Raw genomic sequence first — 16,055 nt, forward strand, 5'->3', positions numbered from 1 at the left:
ACGCGCGACCGGCGCACCGGCGGCGGGTCCCACGGGAAGGAGCACGTCATGCCTCGCGGATCGAGCCCCAAGCGGGAGCGGCAGTACGAGCACATCAAGGAGAGTGCCGAGCGGCGCGGCGAGAGCGAGGAGCGCGCCGCGGAGATCGCCGCCCGCACCGTGAACAAGGAGCGCGCCCGGCACGGCGAGTCCGAGACCGCGAGCCGGCTCTCCCTGGAGGACATGTCGTCCGGCGAGCGCGGCGGCCGGCGCTCCCACAGCGGGGCCCGGGGGCGCACCTACGAGCAGCTGTACGAGGAGGCCAGGCGCCGGAACGTCGACGGGCGCTCGAAGATGAACAAGGCGCAGCTGAAGCGCGCCCTCGACGACGCGGGCTGATCGCCCGCGGAACGCGGACCGGCGCGGCCGGACACCTCGGGGTGTCCGGCCGCGCCGGCCGCGTCAGACGTCCTGGACGCGTCGGAACGGGCGGTCCGCCTCCAGGCCGAACGCGACGTCCAGGAGGGTGCGTTCGCTGCCGGGACGACCGGAGAACATCACCCCGACGGGCAGCCCGTCCTCGGTCGCGGTGGCGGCGGGAACCGAGATCGACGGCGTCCCGACGACGTTGTTGACCGGGGTGAAGGCCACGTACGCGAGGATCCGCCCCACGAGCGTCGCGTACGGCACGGTCGGGCTGAGGTGGCCGATCCTCGGGGTGGTGTGGGCCAGTACGGGGGTGAGGACGAGGTCGAGTCCGCGGAAGGCCGCCGCGTACGCCTCCTTCGTGCGCCTCAGCCGCCGCAGCACGCCCGGCGTGGTCCGCCAGCCCTTCAGGTACTCCTCGCGCAGCCCCCGGCTGAGGCCGTCCATCCGGCCCCGGTCGAAGCCCTGGCCCAGGGTCCGGCCCGTGACGCCGAGGAGGAACGAGAGCATCCCCCAGTAGGTCAGGAAGTCCTCGGTGAAGCGCGGGTCGAGGCGCAGCTCGACCGGTTCCGCGGTGTGGCCGAGCCGTTCGAGCGTGGCGACGGTGTCCAGGACGGCCGCGCGGGTCACGGCGTCGGCCGTGACGCCGTTCGGCGAGTCGATCAGGTACCCGATGCGCAGCCGACGCCCGGACGGGCCCTCGACGAGCCCCACGGGCGGGAGCTTCGGATTCCGCCAGTGGGTCTCGGCGGCGGCGAGGAACGCGGCGGTGTCCCGTACGGAGCGGCTGACGATGCCGTCGGAGACGATGTCCAGCGGGAGCCGGCCGCTCTGGGCGTTGGTCACGACCCGGCCCCGGGTCGGCTTGAGGCCGACGAGGCCGCAGCAGGCGGCGGGGATCCGGATCGACCCGCCGCCGTCGTTGGCGTGGGCGATCGGCACCGCTCCCGCGGCGACGAGCGCGGCGCTTCCGCCGGACGAACCGCCCGCCGAGTAGCCGGTGTTCCACGGATTGCGGACGGGTTCGGCGCCCTCGTACTCGGTGGAGGGGCTGAATCCGAACTCGGGCAGCCGGGTCTTGCCGAGGACCGTGACGCCGCTGCTGAGGAGCTGGCGGGCGAAGGGGGCGTGGCCGCGGGCGGGGCGCGGGGTGAAGGACGCGCTGCCGTGGCCGGTGGGCAGGCCCAGGTAGTCGGTGTTGTCCTTGACGAAGGTCGGCACTCCGGCGAAGGCCCCGGCGGCCGGGGCCCCGGCGGGCGAGGGCGCGTCGGCGTACGTCTGGACCGCGTGGAGCCGGGATTCGACCTCCCGTACGCGCGCGGCCGCGTCCCGGGCGGCCTCGGCGGCCCCGACCTCGCCGCGGCGGATCGCCGCGGCCAGTCCGACGGCGTCGTGCTCGCCCAGGGCGTCGTCCCGGAACGCGTGCACCGTGGTCTGTTCCTCGAAAGTCGTCACCGCTGCCTCAGCCCCCGGCCGTGTGGATGGTTGACCGCCAGCATGCCCTACCAACCAGTAACACGCGAGTGGCCGGAGGCGTCCGAGGCGTTCGGGGGACGTGTGCGGGCGGGCGCGGCCGAACGGGCGGCCCCGCGGGCGGCCGCTCCGGAGGCGCCGGAGGATGAGAAACAAAAAGGGCAAGGAGTTCGAACATCTCCTCGCCACTCTCAAGATATAGCGCACAGGGGGCCTTGCGGCAAGGCCCCCGTCGTGCTGCAGAATCTGCAGCCGTCGCCGTCGACCTGCGGAGATCGACGGCCCGAGGCCCCTCCCCCACGGCAGGGCGCGGGTGCCCGGGCGACGGCGGCCGAATGGACGCGACCTATCGAAACGGGGCGGTACCCATGTTTGACGTGATCGTTGTGGGCAGCGGTCCGACCGGCTTGATGCTGGCCGGCGAGCTGCGGCTGCACGGCGTCCACGTGCTCGTACTGGACAAGGAGGCCGAGCCGACGGTGCAGTCGCGGGCGCAGGGCCTGCACGTGCGCAGCATCGAGGTGATGGCGCAGCGCGGCCTGCTGGACCGGTTCCTCGCCCTCGGACAGCAGGTTGCGGTCGGCGGCTTCTTCGCCGGCCTGGCGAAGAAGTGGCCGGACGGTCTGGACACCGCCCACTCCTACGTACTGGCCATCCCGCAGCAGGTCACCGAGCGCCTGCTGGCGGAGCACGCCGTGGAGGCCGGGGCGGAGATCCGGCGTGGCCGCGAGGTCGTCGCGCTGAGCCAGGACGCGGACGGCGTGACCGTCGGACTGGCCGGCGGCGAGGAGCTCCGCGCCCGGTACGTCGTCGGCTGCGACGGCGGCCGCAGCACGGTGCGCAGGCTGCTCGGCGTCGCGTTCCCCGGCGAGCCCTCCCGCGTGGAGACGCTGCTGGGCGAGATGGAGCTGGACGTCACGCAGGACGAGCTGACCGCGGTCATGACGGAGGTGCGCAAGACGCAACTCAGGTTCGGCGCCATGCCCTTGGGCGACGGGGTGTACCGGGTCGTCGTGCCCGCGAGCGGGGTGGCCGAGGACCGCTCGGCCGCACCGACGCTCGACGAGTTCAAGGAGCAGCTGCGGGCGACCGCGGGGACCGACTTCGGCGCGCACGCGCCGCGCTGGCTGTCGCGGTTCGGGGACGCCACCCGGCAGGCCGAGCGGTACCGGGTCGACCGGGTGTTCCTCGCGGGCGACGCGGCCCACATCCACCCGCCGACCGGCGGTCAGGGGCTCAACCTCGGCCTCCAGGACGCGTTCAACCTGGGCTGGAAGCTGGCCGCCGCGGTCGCCGGCTGGGCGCCCGCGGACCTTCTCGACAGCTACCACGCCGAGCGCCACCCGGTGGCCACGGAGGTCCTGGACAACACCCGGGCGCAGATCCAGCTCATGTCGACCGAGCCGGGGGCGCAGGCCGTGCGCCGACTGCTCGCCGAACTCGTGGAGTTCGAGGACGTCAACCGGTACCTGATCGAGAAGATCACGGCGATCTCGGTGCGCTACGACCTCGGCGGGGGCGACGAGCCGGTGGGGAGGCGGCTGCGCGACCTGGAGCTGAAGCAGGGACGGCTCTACGAGCGGATGCACGAGGGCCGCGGTCTCCTCCTCGACCGGACCGGCCTGCTGTCGGTCGGCGGCTGGGCGGACCGGGTCGACGTCGTCGTCGACACCGACGCGGAACTGGACGCGCCCGCGGTCCTGTTGCGGCCGGACGGGCACGTGGCCTGGGCCGGCGCGGACCAGCAGGAGCTGTTCGCGGGACTGTCGAGGTGGTTCGGCACGCCGACCGGCTGACGCCGTCGGCCGGTGGCCGCTTCGGCCGGTGGCCGCTTCGGCCGGCTGCCCCGCCCGGCCCGCTGCCCGCGCACGCGGGCCGGTGGGCCGGGCCGGTGGGCGGCCGGACAGGTCCGGCGGGCCGTGCAGAATGGTGGCATGACCATGGAGACCACCCCCGTACGAGTGCTGCGCGCCGGCGAGACACCCGAGTCGGCCGTCCTGCCCGTCGCCGACGGAACGGTGGCCCTGTGGCTGCTGCCCATGACGGAGGACCCCGGCGCGCCCGCCCTCCTCGACGCCGAGGAGCACCGCCGGTGGAAGGCCCTGATCCGGGAGGACCACCGGGCCCGCTACCTCGCCGCCCACGGCGGACTCCGGCGGCTGCTCGGGCACTATCTCGGGACGCGGCCGGAGCAGGTGGTGTTCGTCCGGGAGGACTGCCCGGTCTGCGGCGGTCCGCACGGCCGGCCGGCCGTGCGCGGCGGGGGGCTCCACTTCTCGCTGTCGCACAGCGGCGACCTCGCACTCGTCGGCGTCGCCGCCGCGCCCGTCGGCGTGGACGTCGAGGCGCACCCGGAGGCCGAGGTGTCGACCCTCGTGGCGGACAGCCTCCACCCGAGGGAGCGCGAGGAGTTCGCGCGGCTTCCCGCGGAGGCCCGCCCGGCCGCGTTCGCCCAGTGCTGGGCCCGCAAGGAGGCCTACCTCAAGGGCACCGGGGAGGGACTCGCCGGAGGCCTCGACCGTACGTACACGGGCATGGGCCCCGAGCCGGCCCCGGTACCCGGCTGGTCGCTCACCGACGTGCGGGTCGCCCCCTCGTACGCGGCCGCGGTGGCGCTCGCCCGGCCGTAGGCCCCTCACCAGGGACGGGTCGGCGGCGCCCCGCCGCACCGTCGGCGTGGCGCCGCGCTTGACCTTGACACGATGACAAGGTCTTGACTGCGGGCAAGGAGGTGGTTCCCATGACCATGGCCACACACGACACGGGCGTGACACGCGCCCTCCTGGGCCTCGCGGACGACCGCGCGTCGGTACGGCTCCGGGCGGCGCTCGCGGCCGGTACGGCACCCGACCCGCGGTTCGTCGGCGCCCTCGTCGGCCGCTGCGCGGTCGAGCCCGACTTCTCGGTGCGCGAGATGCTCACCTGGGCCCTCACCCGGCACGCGCCGGACCTCACCCTCCCGGGGCTGCTCGGCGAGGTCCGCTCGGAGCGGCCCCAGGCCCGGAGCCAGGCGCTGCACACCCTGTCCAAGATCGGCGACCCGCGTGCGTGGCCGGCGATCACGCACGAGCTGCTGACCGACGCGGACGACGAGGTGGCGCGGAGCGCGTGGCGGGCGGCGGTCGTGCTGGCGCCCGAGGAGGAGCGGGCCGCGCTGGCCGGGGCGCTGGCGACGCAGCTGGGGCGCGGTGGGCGGGAGACGCAGCTGAGCCTCAGCAGGGCGCTGATCGCCCTGGGCGAGGCCGCGCTGCCGACGCTGGCGGAGGTGACGGCCGCGGGCTCCCCGGGCGCACGCAGGCACGCGATCGCCACGGAGCGGCTGCTCCACGACCCGGACGCCGGGTTCGAGTTCGCGATCGAGGAGGCCAAGCGCGTGGCGGTGCTCGGGACGACCGGCCCGGAGGAGCGGTAGCGCATGCGGATCGGCGACGTGGCGCGGCGGTCCGGGGTCAGTGCCCGGATGCTCCGGCACTACGAGTCGCTGGGCCTGGTGCGGCCGACGGGCCGCACCGGGTCCGGCTACCGGGAGTACTCCGGCGAGGACATCCGGCGGATCTTCCACATCGAGAGCCTGAGGTCGCTGGGACTGTCGCTGCGGGAGGTGGGGAGCGCACTCGACGATCCGGGCTTCGCACCGGCGGAGCTCGTCGAGGACCTCGTCCGCGGGACGCGGGAGCGCATCGCGGCCGAGACGGCCCTGCTCACCCGGCTCCTCAGGATCGGCGCCGCGGGGCCCGCGGACTGGGAGGAGGTCCTGCAGATCGTGGGCCTCCTGCACGGGCTGGGGTCGGAGAGCGCGGGCCGCCGGCAGCGGGCGGCACTGTCCGCGGGCGAGGAGAGCCCCGTGCCCGTCGAGGCGCTGGTCGAGGCGGCCCTGACCGAGACGGACCCGCACGTCGCCGGCGCCCTGCGCTGGGCGCTGGCGCAGCCGGGCGGCGGCGGGGCGCTCCCGCTCCTCGCGGAGGGCCTCGGCTCTCCGGCGGCCGAGGTGCGGGAGCGTGCGGTGGAGGCCCTGGCCGAGATCACCGGCGACGAGGCGACCGCGCTGCTCCACGAGGCGCTCGGGGACACCGACCCCTCGGTCCGCGGGCACGCGGCCGTCGCGCTCGGGGCGCGCGGGGCGGACGAGGCGGTCCCGGCGCTCATCGACATGGTCGTGGCGGAGACGAACGACGTCGACGCGGCCGACGTGCTCGCCGCGCTGGCGGCGCGCCCCGGGCGGGCGGACGGGATCGCCGCCGGTCTCGTCGCCCGCCTCGCGGCGGCGGGCGACGCCCCGGCGGTGCGCCGGCGGCTCGCGCAGGCCCTCGCGGACATCCCGGGGGACGCGGCGTCAGGTGCCCTGGAGGCCCTGGTGCACGACGAAGACCGGGCGGTGGCGCTGACGGCGACGTACGTCCGCTCGCTCAGGGAGAGGGACTAGGAGCCGCGACCGGCTGCTGCCGCGCCTGCGGTGAGTCCGAGATCGGGGCGGAGGGTGCCCCGGGCGCCCGGGGCTTCGTCTCCTTCCCCACCTGGTGCACGGACTCCGCCGCCGCGGGCCACGGACTGACCCCGCTGTACGGCGGGTTCGACGGCTCCCTCCGCGACGACGACCGCGGTGGGGCACGAGGTGGTGAGGGCCCTGGAGGCGGTGGGCCTCTCCACCGCGTGGGACCGGGGCCCCGGCCAGGCCGTCACCGTCACCCCGCTGGACCGGCGCCGCCGTCCGGTCGGCTGAGGTCCGCCGCCCAGGGCCAGCCGGCACGTCGGCCGGACTCGATGAGGGGGATCATCCGGAAGGCCGCGTCCGTCAGCCCGCCGAAGGTGTGGCGGTGCGGACCGGTGGGCGCGTGGGCCGGCCGGTAGCCCGCCAGGTTCCAGGTGTACACGGGGACCTCCGGCGGGACCGGTTCCGCCGGGCCCCCGGGGAGGCAGGGCGCGGCCTGCTCGTCGGTGACGATCAGGACGCGGTCGTGCCCCCGGTAGTGCTCGCGCACGGCCTTCGTGGTGTGGGTGCCGCCCAGGCGGTGGAAGCGCTTCTGCACGTCCAGGACCGGTTCGCCCCGGGTGAAGGGCACCTCCTTGCTGGACCAGCCGAACTCCACCAGGTCCGCCTGCTCGGCCCGCAGGGCCAGCGCGCTGCCGAACACGGCGGCCGCGGCCGCCCTGGTGAGCTTGGACCGTGCCGAGACGGCGTCCCAGAACATGGAGTCAGAGCGGTCGACGAGGATCAGCGTCCGGCCGGGCAGCGCCGGCACGTTGGCCAGGGAGTGGCCCAGGGCCTCCTCCAGCGCGGCGGCCCAGCGCCGCTTGGGCGCGTTCCTGCGTGCGGCCAGGTAGCGCATGGGGAACTGCCGGGACCTGGCGACCTCGTCGGCGTCCGAGATCCGGGCGGCGACGGAGGCCGCGGCCTCGGCCGAGATCTTCGCGGAGTCGAAGTTCCGCAGGTTCCGCAGCAGGGCCATCGGGCCCATCGCGGGGATCACGGCCTCCCACACGGCGGCGTCGAGCGGTCCGTGCAGCCAGCCGGCCAGGGCCTCCCAGGTCATGCCCGCGGCTGCGAGCCGCTCGGTGCCCCCGGGTCCGGTGACCACGGCCCGCCGCTCGTCCACGGGCAGCTCCATGAGGGCGCGGTGCGCGGTGAGCACGGCGTCCGGCTCCGGCGGCACGGCCGCCTCCGGGTGGTGGCGGCGGTCCAGGGCGTACCGGAAGAGGGCGCCCTGCCAGGGCTTGGCCGGGTCGGGCGCGGCGTGCACCAGGTTGAGCACGTCGCCGAAGCGGAACGCGTGGGACGCGGTGTCGTACTTCAGCAGGGACCGTGACGAGTACAGCCTGCGCACGGCGTCGGCGATGCCGCGCTTCACGGGCTGCGGCACGGTCCGCCCGTACGTGGCGGTCCAGTGGGCGAGCAACTCCCCGGGTTCGTCGGCGCGTTGGAGTACGGAGTCGATGACGGACCGGTTGGAGGGGCCGTCGGTCGCCCCGGCCGCCAGCCGGGCCCGTACGTACACGGCGGCGCCCACCAGGGACGCCGTGCGCATGTCGCCCTCGCCGCGGAGCCAGCGCAGCAGTCCGGCGGTCCACGCGGGGTCCGCCACGGCGAGTTCGCCGACGAGCCGCGCGTAGCGCCCGTCGCGTTCCGCGCCGCTCTCGTAACCGGCGGGCTGCGAGACGAAGTTGCCGACGGCGAGCAGGAACAGCTCGTCGCGGGGTTCCCTGGTGAAGGCGGGACCGCCCTCGTAGGTGGTGGGGTGCGCGGGGGCGGGGGCCGGGGGCGCCGGCCGTACGGGCATCGCGCGGGCGGCCGCCGCGACGTGCGGGGCCACGAGCATCTCGGACCAGGTCTTCGAGACGCGTCGGGTGTAGCGAGGCAGTGAATCCCCCCGGATCCGAGGAAGAGGAAAGGACGGCCCGGGTAGGGTCCACCGGGCCGGGGCGGCCGCGCCGCCGAGATCGGAGGTGGCGGCGGCGTCACTTGGCTTTCGGAAGAAGTAGCCGCAGCCGGGCGCACCGGAGGCGCGGTCGCGGGAGCCAACCTAGGCGGGCCGCCGAACCGCACGCCACCGATTATCCCGCCCCCGACGAGCCGGCGGCCGCCCCGCGCCTCACGGGCGCGTCGCCGTCCCGCCCGCCGCGGACCGGCCGCGGCCTTCGGCGACGTGGCGGCGCAGTCCCGCGACCGAGACCCCTTCCAGGGTCTCCGCGAAGATCCGGCCCGGCCCCCCGGGCACGGGCAGCATGGACGGCACGACGAGGACCGTGCAGCCCGCCGCGTCGGCCGACGCCGTTCCGTCCGGGGAGTCCTCGACGGCCAGGCAGGCCGCCTCCGGGACGCCGAACCTGCGGGCGGCGGCGCGGTAGGGGTCGGGGTACGGCTTCGTCCGCGCGGTGTCGTCGGCCGAGAGGGTGAAGGCGAAGGGGACGTGCGCGAGCGCGCCCCCGACCACCGAGTCGACGACCGGCCGCGGCGAGGCGCTCACCAGGGCGAACGGGACTCCCTCCGCGACGAGTCCGGCCAGCAGCCGGGCGGCGCCCGGGCGCAGCGGCGCACCCCGGTCGACCCGCTCCTGGAAGGCGGAGGCCAGTTCCGCCGCCAGGCCGTCCTCGTCCGTGTGGCCCGTCACGCGGACGAGGTGGGCCGCGGTGTCCGGGACGGCGCGGCCGACGACCTCGGGGGCGTCCGCGTCCGTCAGCCGGTGGCCGATCCGGGCTGCGGTCTCGGCGGTGGCCTCCCACCAGAGGACCTCGGTGTCGACGAGGGTGCCGTCCATGTCGAAGAGGACGGCGGCGAGTTCGGTCACCGCTCCGCCCTCGGCGCGACGAGCGCGGGGTGCGGGGCGAGGCCGAGGGTCGCGCGGGCGCCGGGGACGAGCCCGCCGGCCGTCCGGGAGGAGAGGTCCGCCGTGACGCGCGTACCGGCGTGGTCGAGGTGGACGCGGGTGACGGAGCCGAGGAAGGAGGTGGAGACGACGGTCGCGTCCCCGTCGGCGGCCTCGGTGACGGTGACGTTCTCGGGCCGGACCAGGACGTCGACCTCGCGGAGCCGCGGGGCCTCGCCGTCGACGGGGAGCCGGGTGCCCGCCACCGCCACCTCGCCGGAGTCCGTGAGGAGGCCCGGGAGGCGGTTCATCGTGCCGACGAACTCGGCGACGAAGGGGGTGGCCGGGCGGCGGTAGAGCTCGGCCGGGGCGGCGCACTGCTCCAGCCGTCCGGCGTTGAGGACGGCGACGCGGTCGGCCATGGACAGCGCCTCCTCCTGGTCGTGGGTGACGAAGACCGTGGTGATGCCGAGGGAGAGCTGGAGTCGGCGGATCTCCTCACGGAGGCTGAGCCTGACCTTGGCGTCGAGCGCGGAGAGCGGCTCGTCGAGGAGCAGGACGCGGGGGCGGAGGGCGAGCGCCCGGGCGAGCGCGACGCGCTGCTGCTGACCGCCGGACATCTGGTGCGGGTAGCGGTCGCCGTGCTCGGGCAGGCCGACGAGGCCGAGGAGTTCGGCTGCCCTGGCGCGCCGCTCGGCCGTCCCGGCCTTCCGTACGCGGAGGCCGAAGGCGACGTTCTCGGCGGCCGTCAGGTGGGGGAAGAGGCTGTACGACTGGAACACCATGCCCGCGTCCCGGCGGTTGGCCGGGACGTGGGTGATGTCGGCGCCGTCGACGAGGACCTCGCCGGAGTCGGGGCGCTCGAAGCCGGCGAGGACGCGGAGCGCGGTGGTCTTGCCGCAGCCCGAGGGGCCGAGCAGGGCGAGGAGTTCGCCGGGCTCGACGGTGAGGTCGAGTCCGTCGAGCGCGGTGGTGCCGCCGAACGCGCGGCGCAGGCCCCGGAACTCGACGCGCGCCCCGCCGGGGGCGACCGGCTCGGTCCGCTCCGCCGCTGGTGCCGCTGTGGACGAGGACATGGTCAGGACTCCTTGGGCGAGGTGCGGGACGGGCGGGCGGGGCTCGGTGCGCCGGGTGTGCCGGTCGGCGCCGTACCCGCCCGGGAGAGGAGGAGCAGCAGGAGCCAGGTGACGACCAGGCTGAGCAGGGACACGGCGACCGACATGCGGGCGTGGGCCCCGGAGATGGACACGATCCACACGGCGAAGGGCCGGAAGCCGAGCAGCGAGGCGATGGTGAACTCGCCCAGGACGAGGGCCAGGGTGAGGAAGGCGGCGCCCGCGAGGGAGGGGCGGAGGTTGGGCAGGACGACGCGGAGCATCACGTGGGGCCAGCCCGCACCGCAGTTGCGCGCGGCCTCCACGAGGGTGGGGACGTCGACGGCGCGCAGTCCGGCGTCGAGGGACCGGTACACGAAGGGCAGGGCCAGCACCGTGTACGCGAGGACCAGGACGAAGGGGAAGCTCTCGTTCTGCACCGCGAGGAACGTCTGGTAGAGCGGGGTCCGGGAGAGGTGGTCGGGGCCCCAGCGCAGCACGGTGCTGATGCCGGTGACCAGCGCGATGGGCGGTACCACCAGCGGCAGCATGCACACCACCTCGACGACGGGCCGCAGGCGCGGCGCCCCGAGCCGTACGGCAACGAGGGCGGGCACGACGAGCAGCAGCGCGAGGGCGATCGTCGCGGCCGCAAGACCGAGCGAGAGCAGGAGGCTCTCGGTGAAGCCGTCGGCGGCGAGCAGTTCGGTGTACGCCTCGAAGGAGACGCCCCGGCCGGGCGTGTGCACGGTGAACACGAACGAGGCGATCAGCGGGACGAGGAAGTAGGCGCCGCCGAGGGCGAGGACGAGTCCGCGCCAGACGCGGGGCCTGCGGCGGGCCCGCCCGCGGGCGGGCGGCGGGGCCGTGGGGGCGGCGGGCTGTGGTGCGGCCTCCCGCGCGGTGGGGGTCATCGCAGCCATCGGGCGCTCCTGCGCTGGAGGGGGAGGTGGACGGCCATGACGAGTCCGGCGACGAGGATCATGTCGAGGCCGAGGGCGAGCGCGACGTTCTCCTGGCCGACGAGGACGTTCCCGGAGAGTGCGTCCGCGATCTTGAGGGTGACCAGCGGGACGGAGCCTCCGACGAGGGCGGCCGCGGTGGCGTGCGCGGCGAAGGCGCTGCCGAAGAGCAGCACGAACCCGCCGAGCAGGGACGGCGCGAGGACGGGGATGCCGACGTGGCGCCAGTACTGCCATCCGCCGGCGCCCGCGTTCTGCGCGGCCTCGCGCCACTGGGGGCGCAGGCCGTCGAGGGCGGGGAGGATCACCAGGACCATCAGCGGGACGAGGAAGTACAGGTAGACCACGGCGAGTCCGGTGAACGAGTACAGGTTCCAGCCGAGGCTGTCGAGGTCGGCGAGCCGGGTCACGACGCCCGAGATGCCGACGGTCGCGATGAACGCGAACGCGAGCGGGACGCCGCCGAAGTTGGCGAGGACGCCGGAGGCGGTCTGCACGGCGTCGCGCAGGATCCGGGAGCGGGAGGTGACGACCGCCTGGGCGATGAGGACGCCGAGGACGGAGCCGAGGAGGGCCGTGAGGGCGGAGAGCTGCACGCTGCCGACGAGCGAGCCCAGGTAGGGGCCCTGGAGGGAGCGGCTCAGGTGCTCGCCGGTGAGGGCGGTGGCGCCGGTGCCGGGGTCGGTGCGGGTCACGGCGCCGTACAGGAGGGCGCCGAGCGGCAGGCCGAAGCACAGGCCGGTGAAGGCGAGGAGGGGGAGGGCGGCGAGCCAGGTGCGCGGGCCGCGCCGCCGGCGGCGGGTGCCGCCGGCGGGTCCCCCGGTGGGGGTGGAGGAGGCGTCGGACATCAGGAGACGGCCTTGTCCCACTTCTCGGCGAGGGTGGCCTTGGCCTGGTCGAGCTCGGCGGACGCCGGGAAGGCGGGGGTGCCGGTGACGGCGGGCAGCTTCGCGACGAGGGTCTTGTCGGCGGTGCCGTCGGCGGTCATGGCCGGGAGCAGCACCGGGCGGGCGTAGCCCTTGAGCCAGAGGTTCTGGCCCTCGGTGCTGTAGAGGAACTCCATCCACAGGCGGGCGGCCGCGGGGTGCGGGGCGTCCTTGTTGACGGCCTGCGAGTAGAACTGGGCGTAGACGCCGTCGGCGGGCACGGCCACCTGCCAGTCGACGCCCTTGTCCGCGAACTGGTCGGCGTAGCCGGCGTTCAGGTAGTCCCAGTCGATGCTGATGGGGGTCTCCCCCTTCTCGACCGTGGCCGGGGTGGACTCGACGGGGATGAAGTTGCCGCTCCGCTTGAGCTTGCCGAAGAAGTCGATGCCGGGCTGGATGTCGGCGAAGGAGCCCTTGTTGGCGAGGGCGGCCGCGTAGACGCCGCCGAAGGCGGAGCCGGACTTGGTCGGGTTGCCGTTGAGTGCGACCTTGCCCTTGTACTCGGGCTTGAGCAGGTCGGCGAAGGTCTTGGGGCAGTTCGGGATGCGCTTGGCGTCGCAGCCGATGGAGACGTAGCCGCCGTAGTCGTTGTACCAGCGGCCGGCCTCGTCCTTCTGGGCGGCGGGGATCTTGTCCCAGGCCTCGACCTTGTACGGGGCGAAGAGTCCCTCCTCGGCGCCGCTGCGGGCGAAGGCGATGCCGAGGTCGAGGACGTCGGGGGCGCGCTTCTGCCCCTTGCGGGACTTGACGGCGGCGATCTCGTCGGCGCTCGCGGCGTCCGGGTTCTCGCTCTCGATCCTGATGCCGTACTTGGTCTCGAAGGTCTTGATGAGTTCGCCGTAGTTGGCCCAGTCCGGCGGCAGCGCGATGACGTGGAGGGCGCCCTCCTTCTTGGCCGCCTCGACGAGGGCGTCCATGCCGCCGAAGTCCTGGGCCGAGGTCGCGGTGGCCGCCTCGGCCCCGCCGCCCTCGGCACCGGCCGCGCCCTCGGGTGCGGCACCACAGGCGGTGACGGTGGTCAGGACGGTGGCGCCGAGCAGCACGGCGGCACCGCGGAGAGGGGTTCTGCGCACGGGTTCTCCCAGAGGCGAGTGAAGGAACTTGTCTGAACAAGCCGCCCTCAGTTCGCCCGGGTGTCCTGTCCGCGAAGTGAACGGGGCATGACCGGATCCGGGCGCCTCACGGAAGAGCCGGATGCGGTGAACAGCAGGTGAATGCGGTGGACTTGGGAGGAGCGGGCACCTCACGAAAAGACCGTGCGGTCGGGTTAGGCTGATCCCGGGACAGCACACGCCGTGACCGACTGCGCGCAGTCGCGCGAGGGAAGGGGGATGCCGTGACGGCGCTCTACGTGGAGATCGCGGAGGGACTCCGCCGCTCGATCCTCAGCGGCGAGTACGCCGTCGGGGCCCGGCTGCCGTCCGAGAGCGACCTCGCCGCCCGCTGGGCCGCCTCGCGCGGCACGGTGCGCCAGGCCGTCGCCCTGCTCACCTCGGAGGGCCTCGTCGGTTCCCGCCAGGGCGCCCGCCGCATCGTCCTGCGGCGCGAGCGCCGGCACAGCTTCGCCGAGCTCCACAGCTTCGCCCAGTGGGCCCGGGCCATGGGCTACCGGGCCACCAGCCGCTTCCTGCACCGGGAGCGACGGCCGGCCGGCCCCGAGGAGGCCCGCCGGCTGGTCCTGCCGGAGGGCGGCGGGGTCCTGGACGTCCTGCGGCTGCGGCTGCTGGACGACGAGCCCGTGATGGTGGAGCGCACGGCGTACGCGGGCTGGGTGGCCCCCGTGGTCGAGGCGCTGCCCGTCGACTGCGCCTCGATCATGGACAGCATGGCGGAGGAGGCCGGGATCGTCGCCCACTACGGCGAGCACCTCATCGACGCCGTCCCGGCCGGCAGCGACGACGCCCGGCTCCTCGGGGTCCGCAGGGGAAGCCCGCTGCTGCGCCAGCGGCACCTCACCAGCAACCCGGACGGGCGCCCGATCGAGTGGACCGACGACCGCTACCGGGCGGGCAGCGTGACGTTCAACGTGAGCAACTCGGTGGGCACGGCGCCGCTGGTGAGGGACCCGGGCGCGCTGCTGACGTGAGGCGGGCGGGCGGCCCGGGGGCGGAAACGGCGAAGCGGTGGCCGGGAGTGCTCCCGACCACCGCTTCGTACGGCGAACCGTCGTGTCCGAGGGGGGACTTGAACCCCCACGCCCGATAAAGGGCACTAGCACCTCAAGCTAGCGCGTCTGCCATTCCGCCACCCGGACAAGGTGTGCGTCCCGGCGAGTGGTGATCACTCGCGGCGACAAGATGAATATATCAGGGCTCTGACCTGCACTTCACCTTCGTTTCCGGGACGGCCGCGGGGCCCGGCCGGGGCGTCCCGCGGCCCTCCCCCTCAGCCGCCCACGAGCTCACCGCTGAGCCGGCCGTGCAGCGCGGCGCTGGGGCCGTTCAGGCCGGTGATCTCCACCGTCTTGCCGCGCTGCGCGTACTTCGCCGCGATCGCGTCGAGGACGGCGACGGACGAGGCGTCCCAGACGTGGGCCGCCGAGAGGTCGATGACGACCCGGTCCGGATCCGTGGCGTACGCGAACCGGTCCACGAGCCCGTCGACCGACGCGAAGAACAGCGCGCCCGTCACCCGGTAGACCGTGCCGTCGGGACCGGTCACGGCGGTGACCTCGGCGTGGCGGGCCACCCGCCTCGCGAAGATCAGCGCGGCGGTGACCGAGCCGGCGACGACGCCGACGGCGAGGTTGTGCGTGGCGACCACGCACACCACGGTGATCGCCATGACGGCGATCTCCCCGGCGGGCATGCGCCGGAGGGTCGCGGGGGCGATCGAGTGCCAGTCGAAGGTCGCGAAGCAGACCATGATCATGACGGCGACGAGCGCGGCCATGGGGATGTCGGAGACGAGCGGCCCGAAGACGATGCAGAGCACCAACAGGAACGCCCCCGCGAGGAACGTCGACAGCCGGGTCCGGGCACCGGACACCTTCACGTTGATCATCGTCTGGCCGATCATGGCGCAGCCGCCCATGCCGCCGAAGAAGCCGGTGACGATGTTCGCGACGCCCTGGCCGACGGACTCGCGGGTCTTGTCCGAGGGGGTGTCGGTGATGTCGTCGACGAGCCGGGCGGTCATCAGGGACTCCATCAGACCGACGAGCGCCATCGCGAAGGCGTACGGCGCGATCGTCGTCAGGGTGTCCGCGGTGAACGGCACGTCCGGCAGACCGGGCGTCGGCAGCGCGGACGGCAGCTCGCCCTTGTCCCCCACCGTGGGGACGGCGATCCCGGCGCCCACGGTCACGACGGTGAGGACCACGATGGAGACCAGCGGCGCCGGGACCACCGTGGTGATCCTGGGGAGGAACACCAGCAGGAGCAGTCCGGCCGCCAGGAGCGGATAGACCGCCCAGGGGACGTCCGTCAGCTCCGACATCTGGGTGATGAAGATCAGGACGGCCAGCGCGTTCACGAATCCGACCATCACGGAGCGCGGGATGAACCGCATCAGCTTCGCCACCCCGAGCAGGCCGAGCACCACCTGGAAGACACCGGCCAGGATCACGGCGGCGACCAGGTACCCGAAGCCGTGCTCACGGTTGAGCGGGGCGATGACGAGCGCGACGGCACCGGTCGCGGCGGAGATCATCGCCCGTCGTCCGCCGACGACCGCGATGGTCACGGCCATGGTGAAGGAGGCGAAGAGGCCGATCGCGGGGTCGACCCCGGCGATGATCGAGAAGGAGATCGCCTCGGGGATCAGCGCGAGGGCGACGACCAGACCGGCCAGCACCTCGGTGCGCCACACCGCGGGGTCGGTCAGCCAGTCGGGACGCAGGCGTGCGAGGGACGCACGGGCGGACGAAGAGGACAAGGGAGGGGGAACCTGTCA

General features: G+C 74.4%; 14 protein-coding genes, 1 tRNA gene and 1 pseudogene. 7 read left to right on the plus strand and 9 right to left on the minus strand.

All coding sequences use genetic code 11. The features are described 5' to 3' along the window. Nucleotides 1-48 precede the first annotated feature (48 nt). Entirely contained in the window at nucleotides 49-378 is a 330-nt protein-coding gene (locus ACF09E_RS02830) for a plasmid stabilization protein (RefSeq protein WP_361863393.1), read from the plus strand. A 63-nt stretch (nucleotides 379-441) separates the two neighbouring features. On the opposite strand, the gene ACF09E_RS02835 is transcribed toward ACF09E_RS02830, so the two are convergent. After that, nucleotides 442-1,860 (minus strand): amidase, encoded by a 1,419-nt coding sequence (locus tag ACF09E_RS02835; protein WP_392203529.1) that lies wholly within the window; start codon nucleotides 1,858-1,860, stop codon nucleotides 442-444. A gap of 386 nt (nucleotides 1,861-2,246) precedes the next feature. Here ACF09E_RS02835 and rox point away from each other — a divergent pair, with 386 nt between their 5' ends. The 5 genes and pseudogenes from rox to ACF09E_RS02860 all read left to right on the plus strand — a co-directional run. Beyond that, nucleotides 2,247-3,674, plus strand: coding sequence for a rifampin monooxygenase (gene rox / locus ACF09E_RS02840; protein WP_392203530.1), 1,428 nt, complete (start codon nucleotides 2,247-2,249; stop codon nucleotides 3,672-3,674). A 138-nt stretch (nucleotides 3,675-3,812) separates the two neighbouring features. Next, complete coding sequence (locus tag ACF09E_RS02845; protein ID WP_392203531.1) at nucleotides 3,813-4,508, plus strand: 4'-phosphopantetheinyl transferase family protein; 696 nt, start codon at nucleotides 3,813-3,815, stop codon at nucleotides 4,506-4,508. Between the two features lie 110 nt (nucleotides 4,509-4,618). After that, the gene (locus tag ACF09E_RS02850; RefSeq protein ID WP_392203532.1) at nucleotides 4,619-5,290 is read left to right on the plus strand and encodes a HEAT repeat domain-containing protein; all 672 of its coding nucleotides are present in this window, start codon (nucleotides 4,619-4,621) and stop codon (nucleotides 5,288-5,290) included. 3 nt (nucleotides 5,291-5,293) lie between these two features. After that, nucleotides 5,294-6,301 (plus strand): HEAT repeat domain-containing protein, encoded by a 1,008-nt coding sequence (locus ACF09E_RS02855; RefSeq protein WP_392203533.1) that lies wholly within the window; start codon nucleotides 5,294-5,296, stop codon nucleotides 6,299-6,301. A gap of 14 nt (nucleotides 6,302-6,315) precedes the next feature. Further along, nucleotides 6,316-6,598: pseudogene (locus tag ACF09E_RS02860) on the plus strand (DUF6891 domain-containing protein); the annotation flags it as partial. On the opposite strand, the gene ACF09E_RS02865 reads toward ACF09E_RS02860, so the two are convergent. The 6 genes from ACF09E_RS02865 to ACF09E_RS02890 form a co-directional block, all read right to left on the minus strand. Next, nucleotides 6,561-8,153: a TROVE domain-containing protein gene (locus tag ACF09E_RS02865; protein ID WP_392203855.1), complete on the minus strand. Its 1,593-nt coding sequence runs from the start codon at nucleotides 8,151-8,153 to the stop codon at nucleotides 6,561-6,563. The pseudogene ACF09E_RS02860 and the gene ACF09E_RS02865 overlap by 38 nt on opposite strands. A gap of 312 nt (nucleotides 8,154-8,465) precedes the next feature. Beyond that, nucleotides 8,466-9,161 (minus strand): HAD family hydrolase, encoded by a 696-nt coding sequence (locus ACF09E_RS02870; protein ID WP_392203534.1) that lies wholly within the window; start codon nucleotides 9,159-9,161, stop codon nucleotides 8,466-8,468. Next, nucleotides 9,158-10,255: an ABC transporter ATP-binding protein gene (locus ACF09E_RS02875; RefSeq protein WP_392203535.1), complete on the minus strand. Its 1,098-nt coding sequence runs from the start codon at nucleotides 10,253-10,255 to the stop codon at nucleotides 9,158-9,160. The genes ACF09E_RS02870 and ACF09E_RS02875 overlap by 4 nt, the downstream gene beginning before the upstream one ends. Nucleotides 10,256-10,257: 2 nt before the next feature. Continuing rightward, nucleotides 10,258-11,196, minus strand: a complete 939-nt coding sequence (locus tag ACF09E_RS02880; RefSeq protein WP_392203536.1) for an ABC transporter permease — start codon at nucleotides 11,194-11,196, stop codon at nucleotides 10,258-10,260. Continuing rightward, nucleotides 11,184-12,083 carry an ABC transporter permease gene (locus ACF09E_RS02885; protein WP_392203537.1) on the minus strand — a complete coding sequence of 300 codons (900 nt, stop codon included), beginning with the start codon at nucleotides 12,081-12,083 and terminating at the stop codon, nucleotides 11,184-11,186. Before ACF09E_RS02885 ends, ACF09E_RS02880 begins: the two co-directional genes overlap by 13 nt. Next, nucleotides 12,083-13,201: an ABC transporter substrate-binding protein gene (locus ACF09E_RS02890; protein ID WP_392203856.1), complete on the minus strand. Its 1,119-nt coding sequence runs from the start codon at nucleotides 13,199-13,201 to the stop codon at nucleotides 12,083-12,085. Before ACF09E_RS02890 ends, ACF09E_RS02885 begins: the two co-directional genes overlap by 1 nt. A gap of 296 nt (nucleotides 13,202-13,497) precedes the next feature. On the opposite strand from ACF09E_RS02890, the gene ACF09E_RS02895 reads away from it, so the two are divergent. Beyond that, on the plus strand, nucleotides 13,498-14,247 hold the full coding sequence (locus ACF09E_RS02895) for a GntR family transcriptional regulator (protein WP_392203538.1): 750 nt from the start codon (nucleotides 13,498-13,500) through the stop codon (nucleotides 14,245-14,247). 83 nt (nucleotides 14,248-14,330) lie between these two features. On the opposite strand, the gene ACF09E_RS02900 is transcribed toward ACF09E_RS02895, so the two are convergent. Then, nucleotides 14,331-14,415: transfer RNA gene (locus tag ACF09E_RS02900), tRNA-Leu, on the minus strand. A 131-nt stretch (nucleotides 14,416-14,546) separates the two neighbouring features. Further along, on the minus strand, nucleotides 14,547-16,037 hold the full coding sequence (locus tag ACF09E_RS02905; RefSeq protein ID WP_392203539.1) for a SulP family inorganic anion transporter: 1,491 nt from the start codon (nucleotides 16,035-16,037) through the stop codon (nucleotides 14,547-14,549). Nucleotides 16,038-16,055: the final 18 nt, after the last annotated feature.

Origin of the sequence: Streptomyces sp. NPDC014891, assembly GCF_043081085.1 — a bacterium.
Classification (GTDB): domain Bacteria; phylum Actinomycetota; class Actinomycetes; order Streptomycetales; family Streptomycetaceae; genus Streptomyces.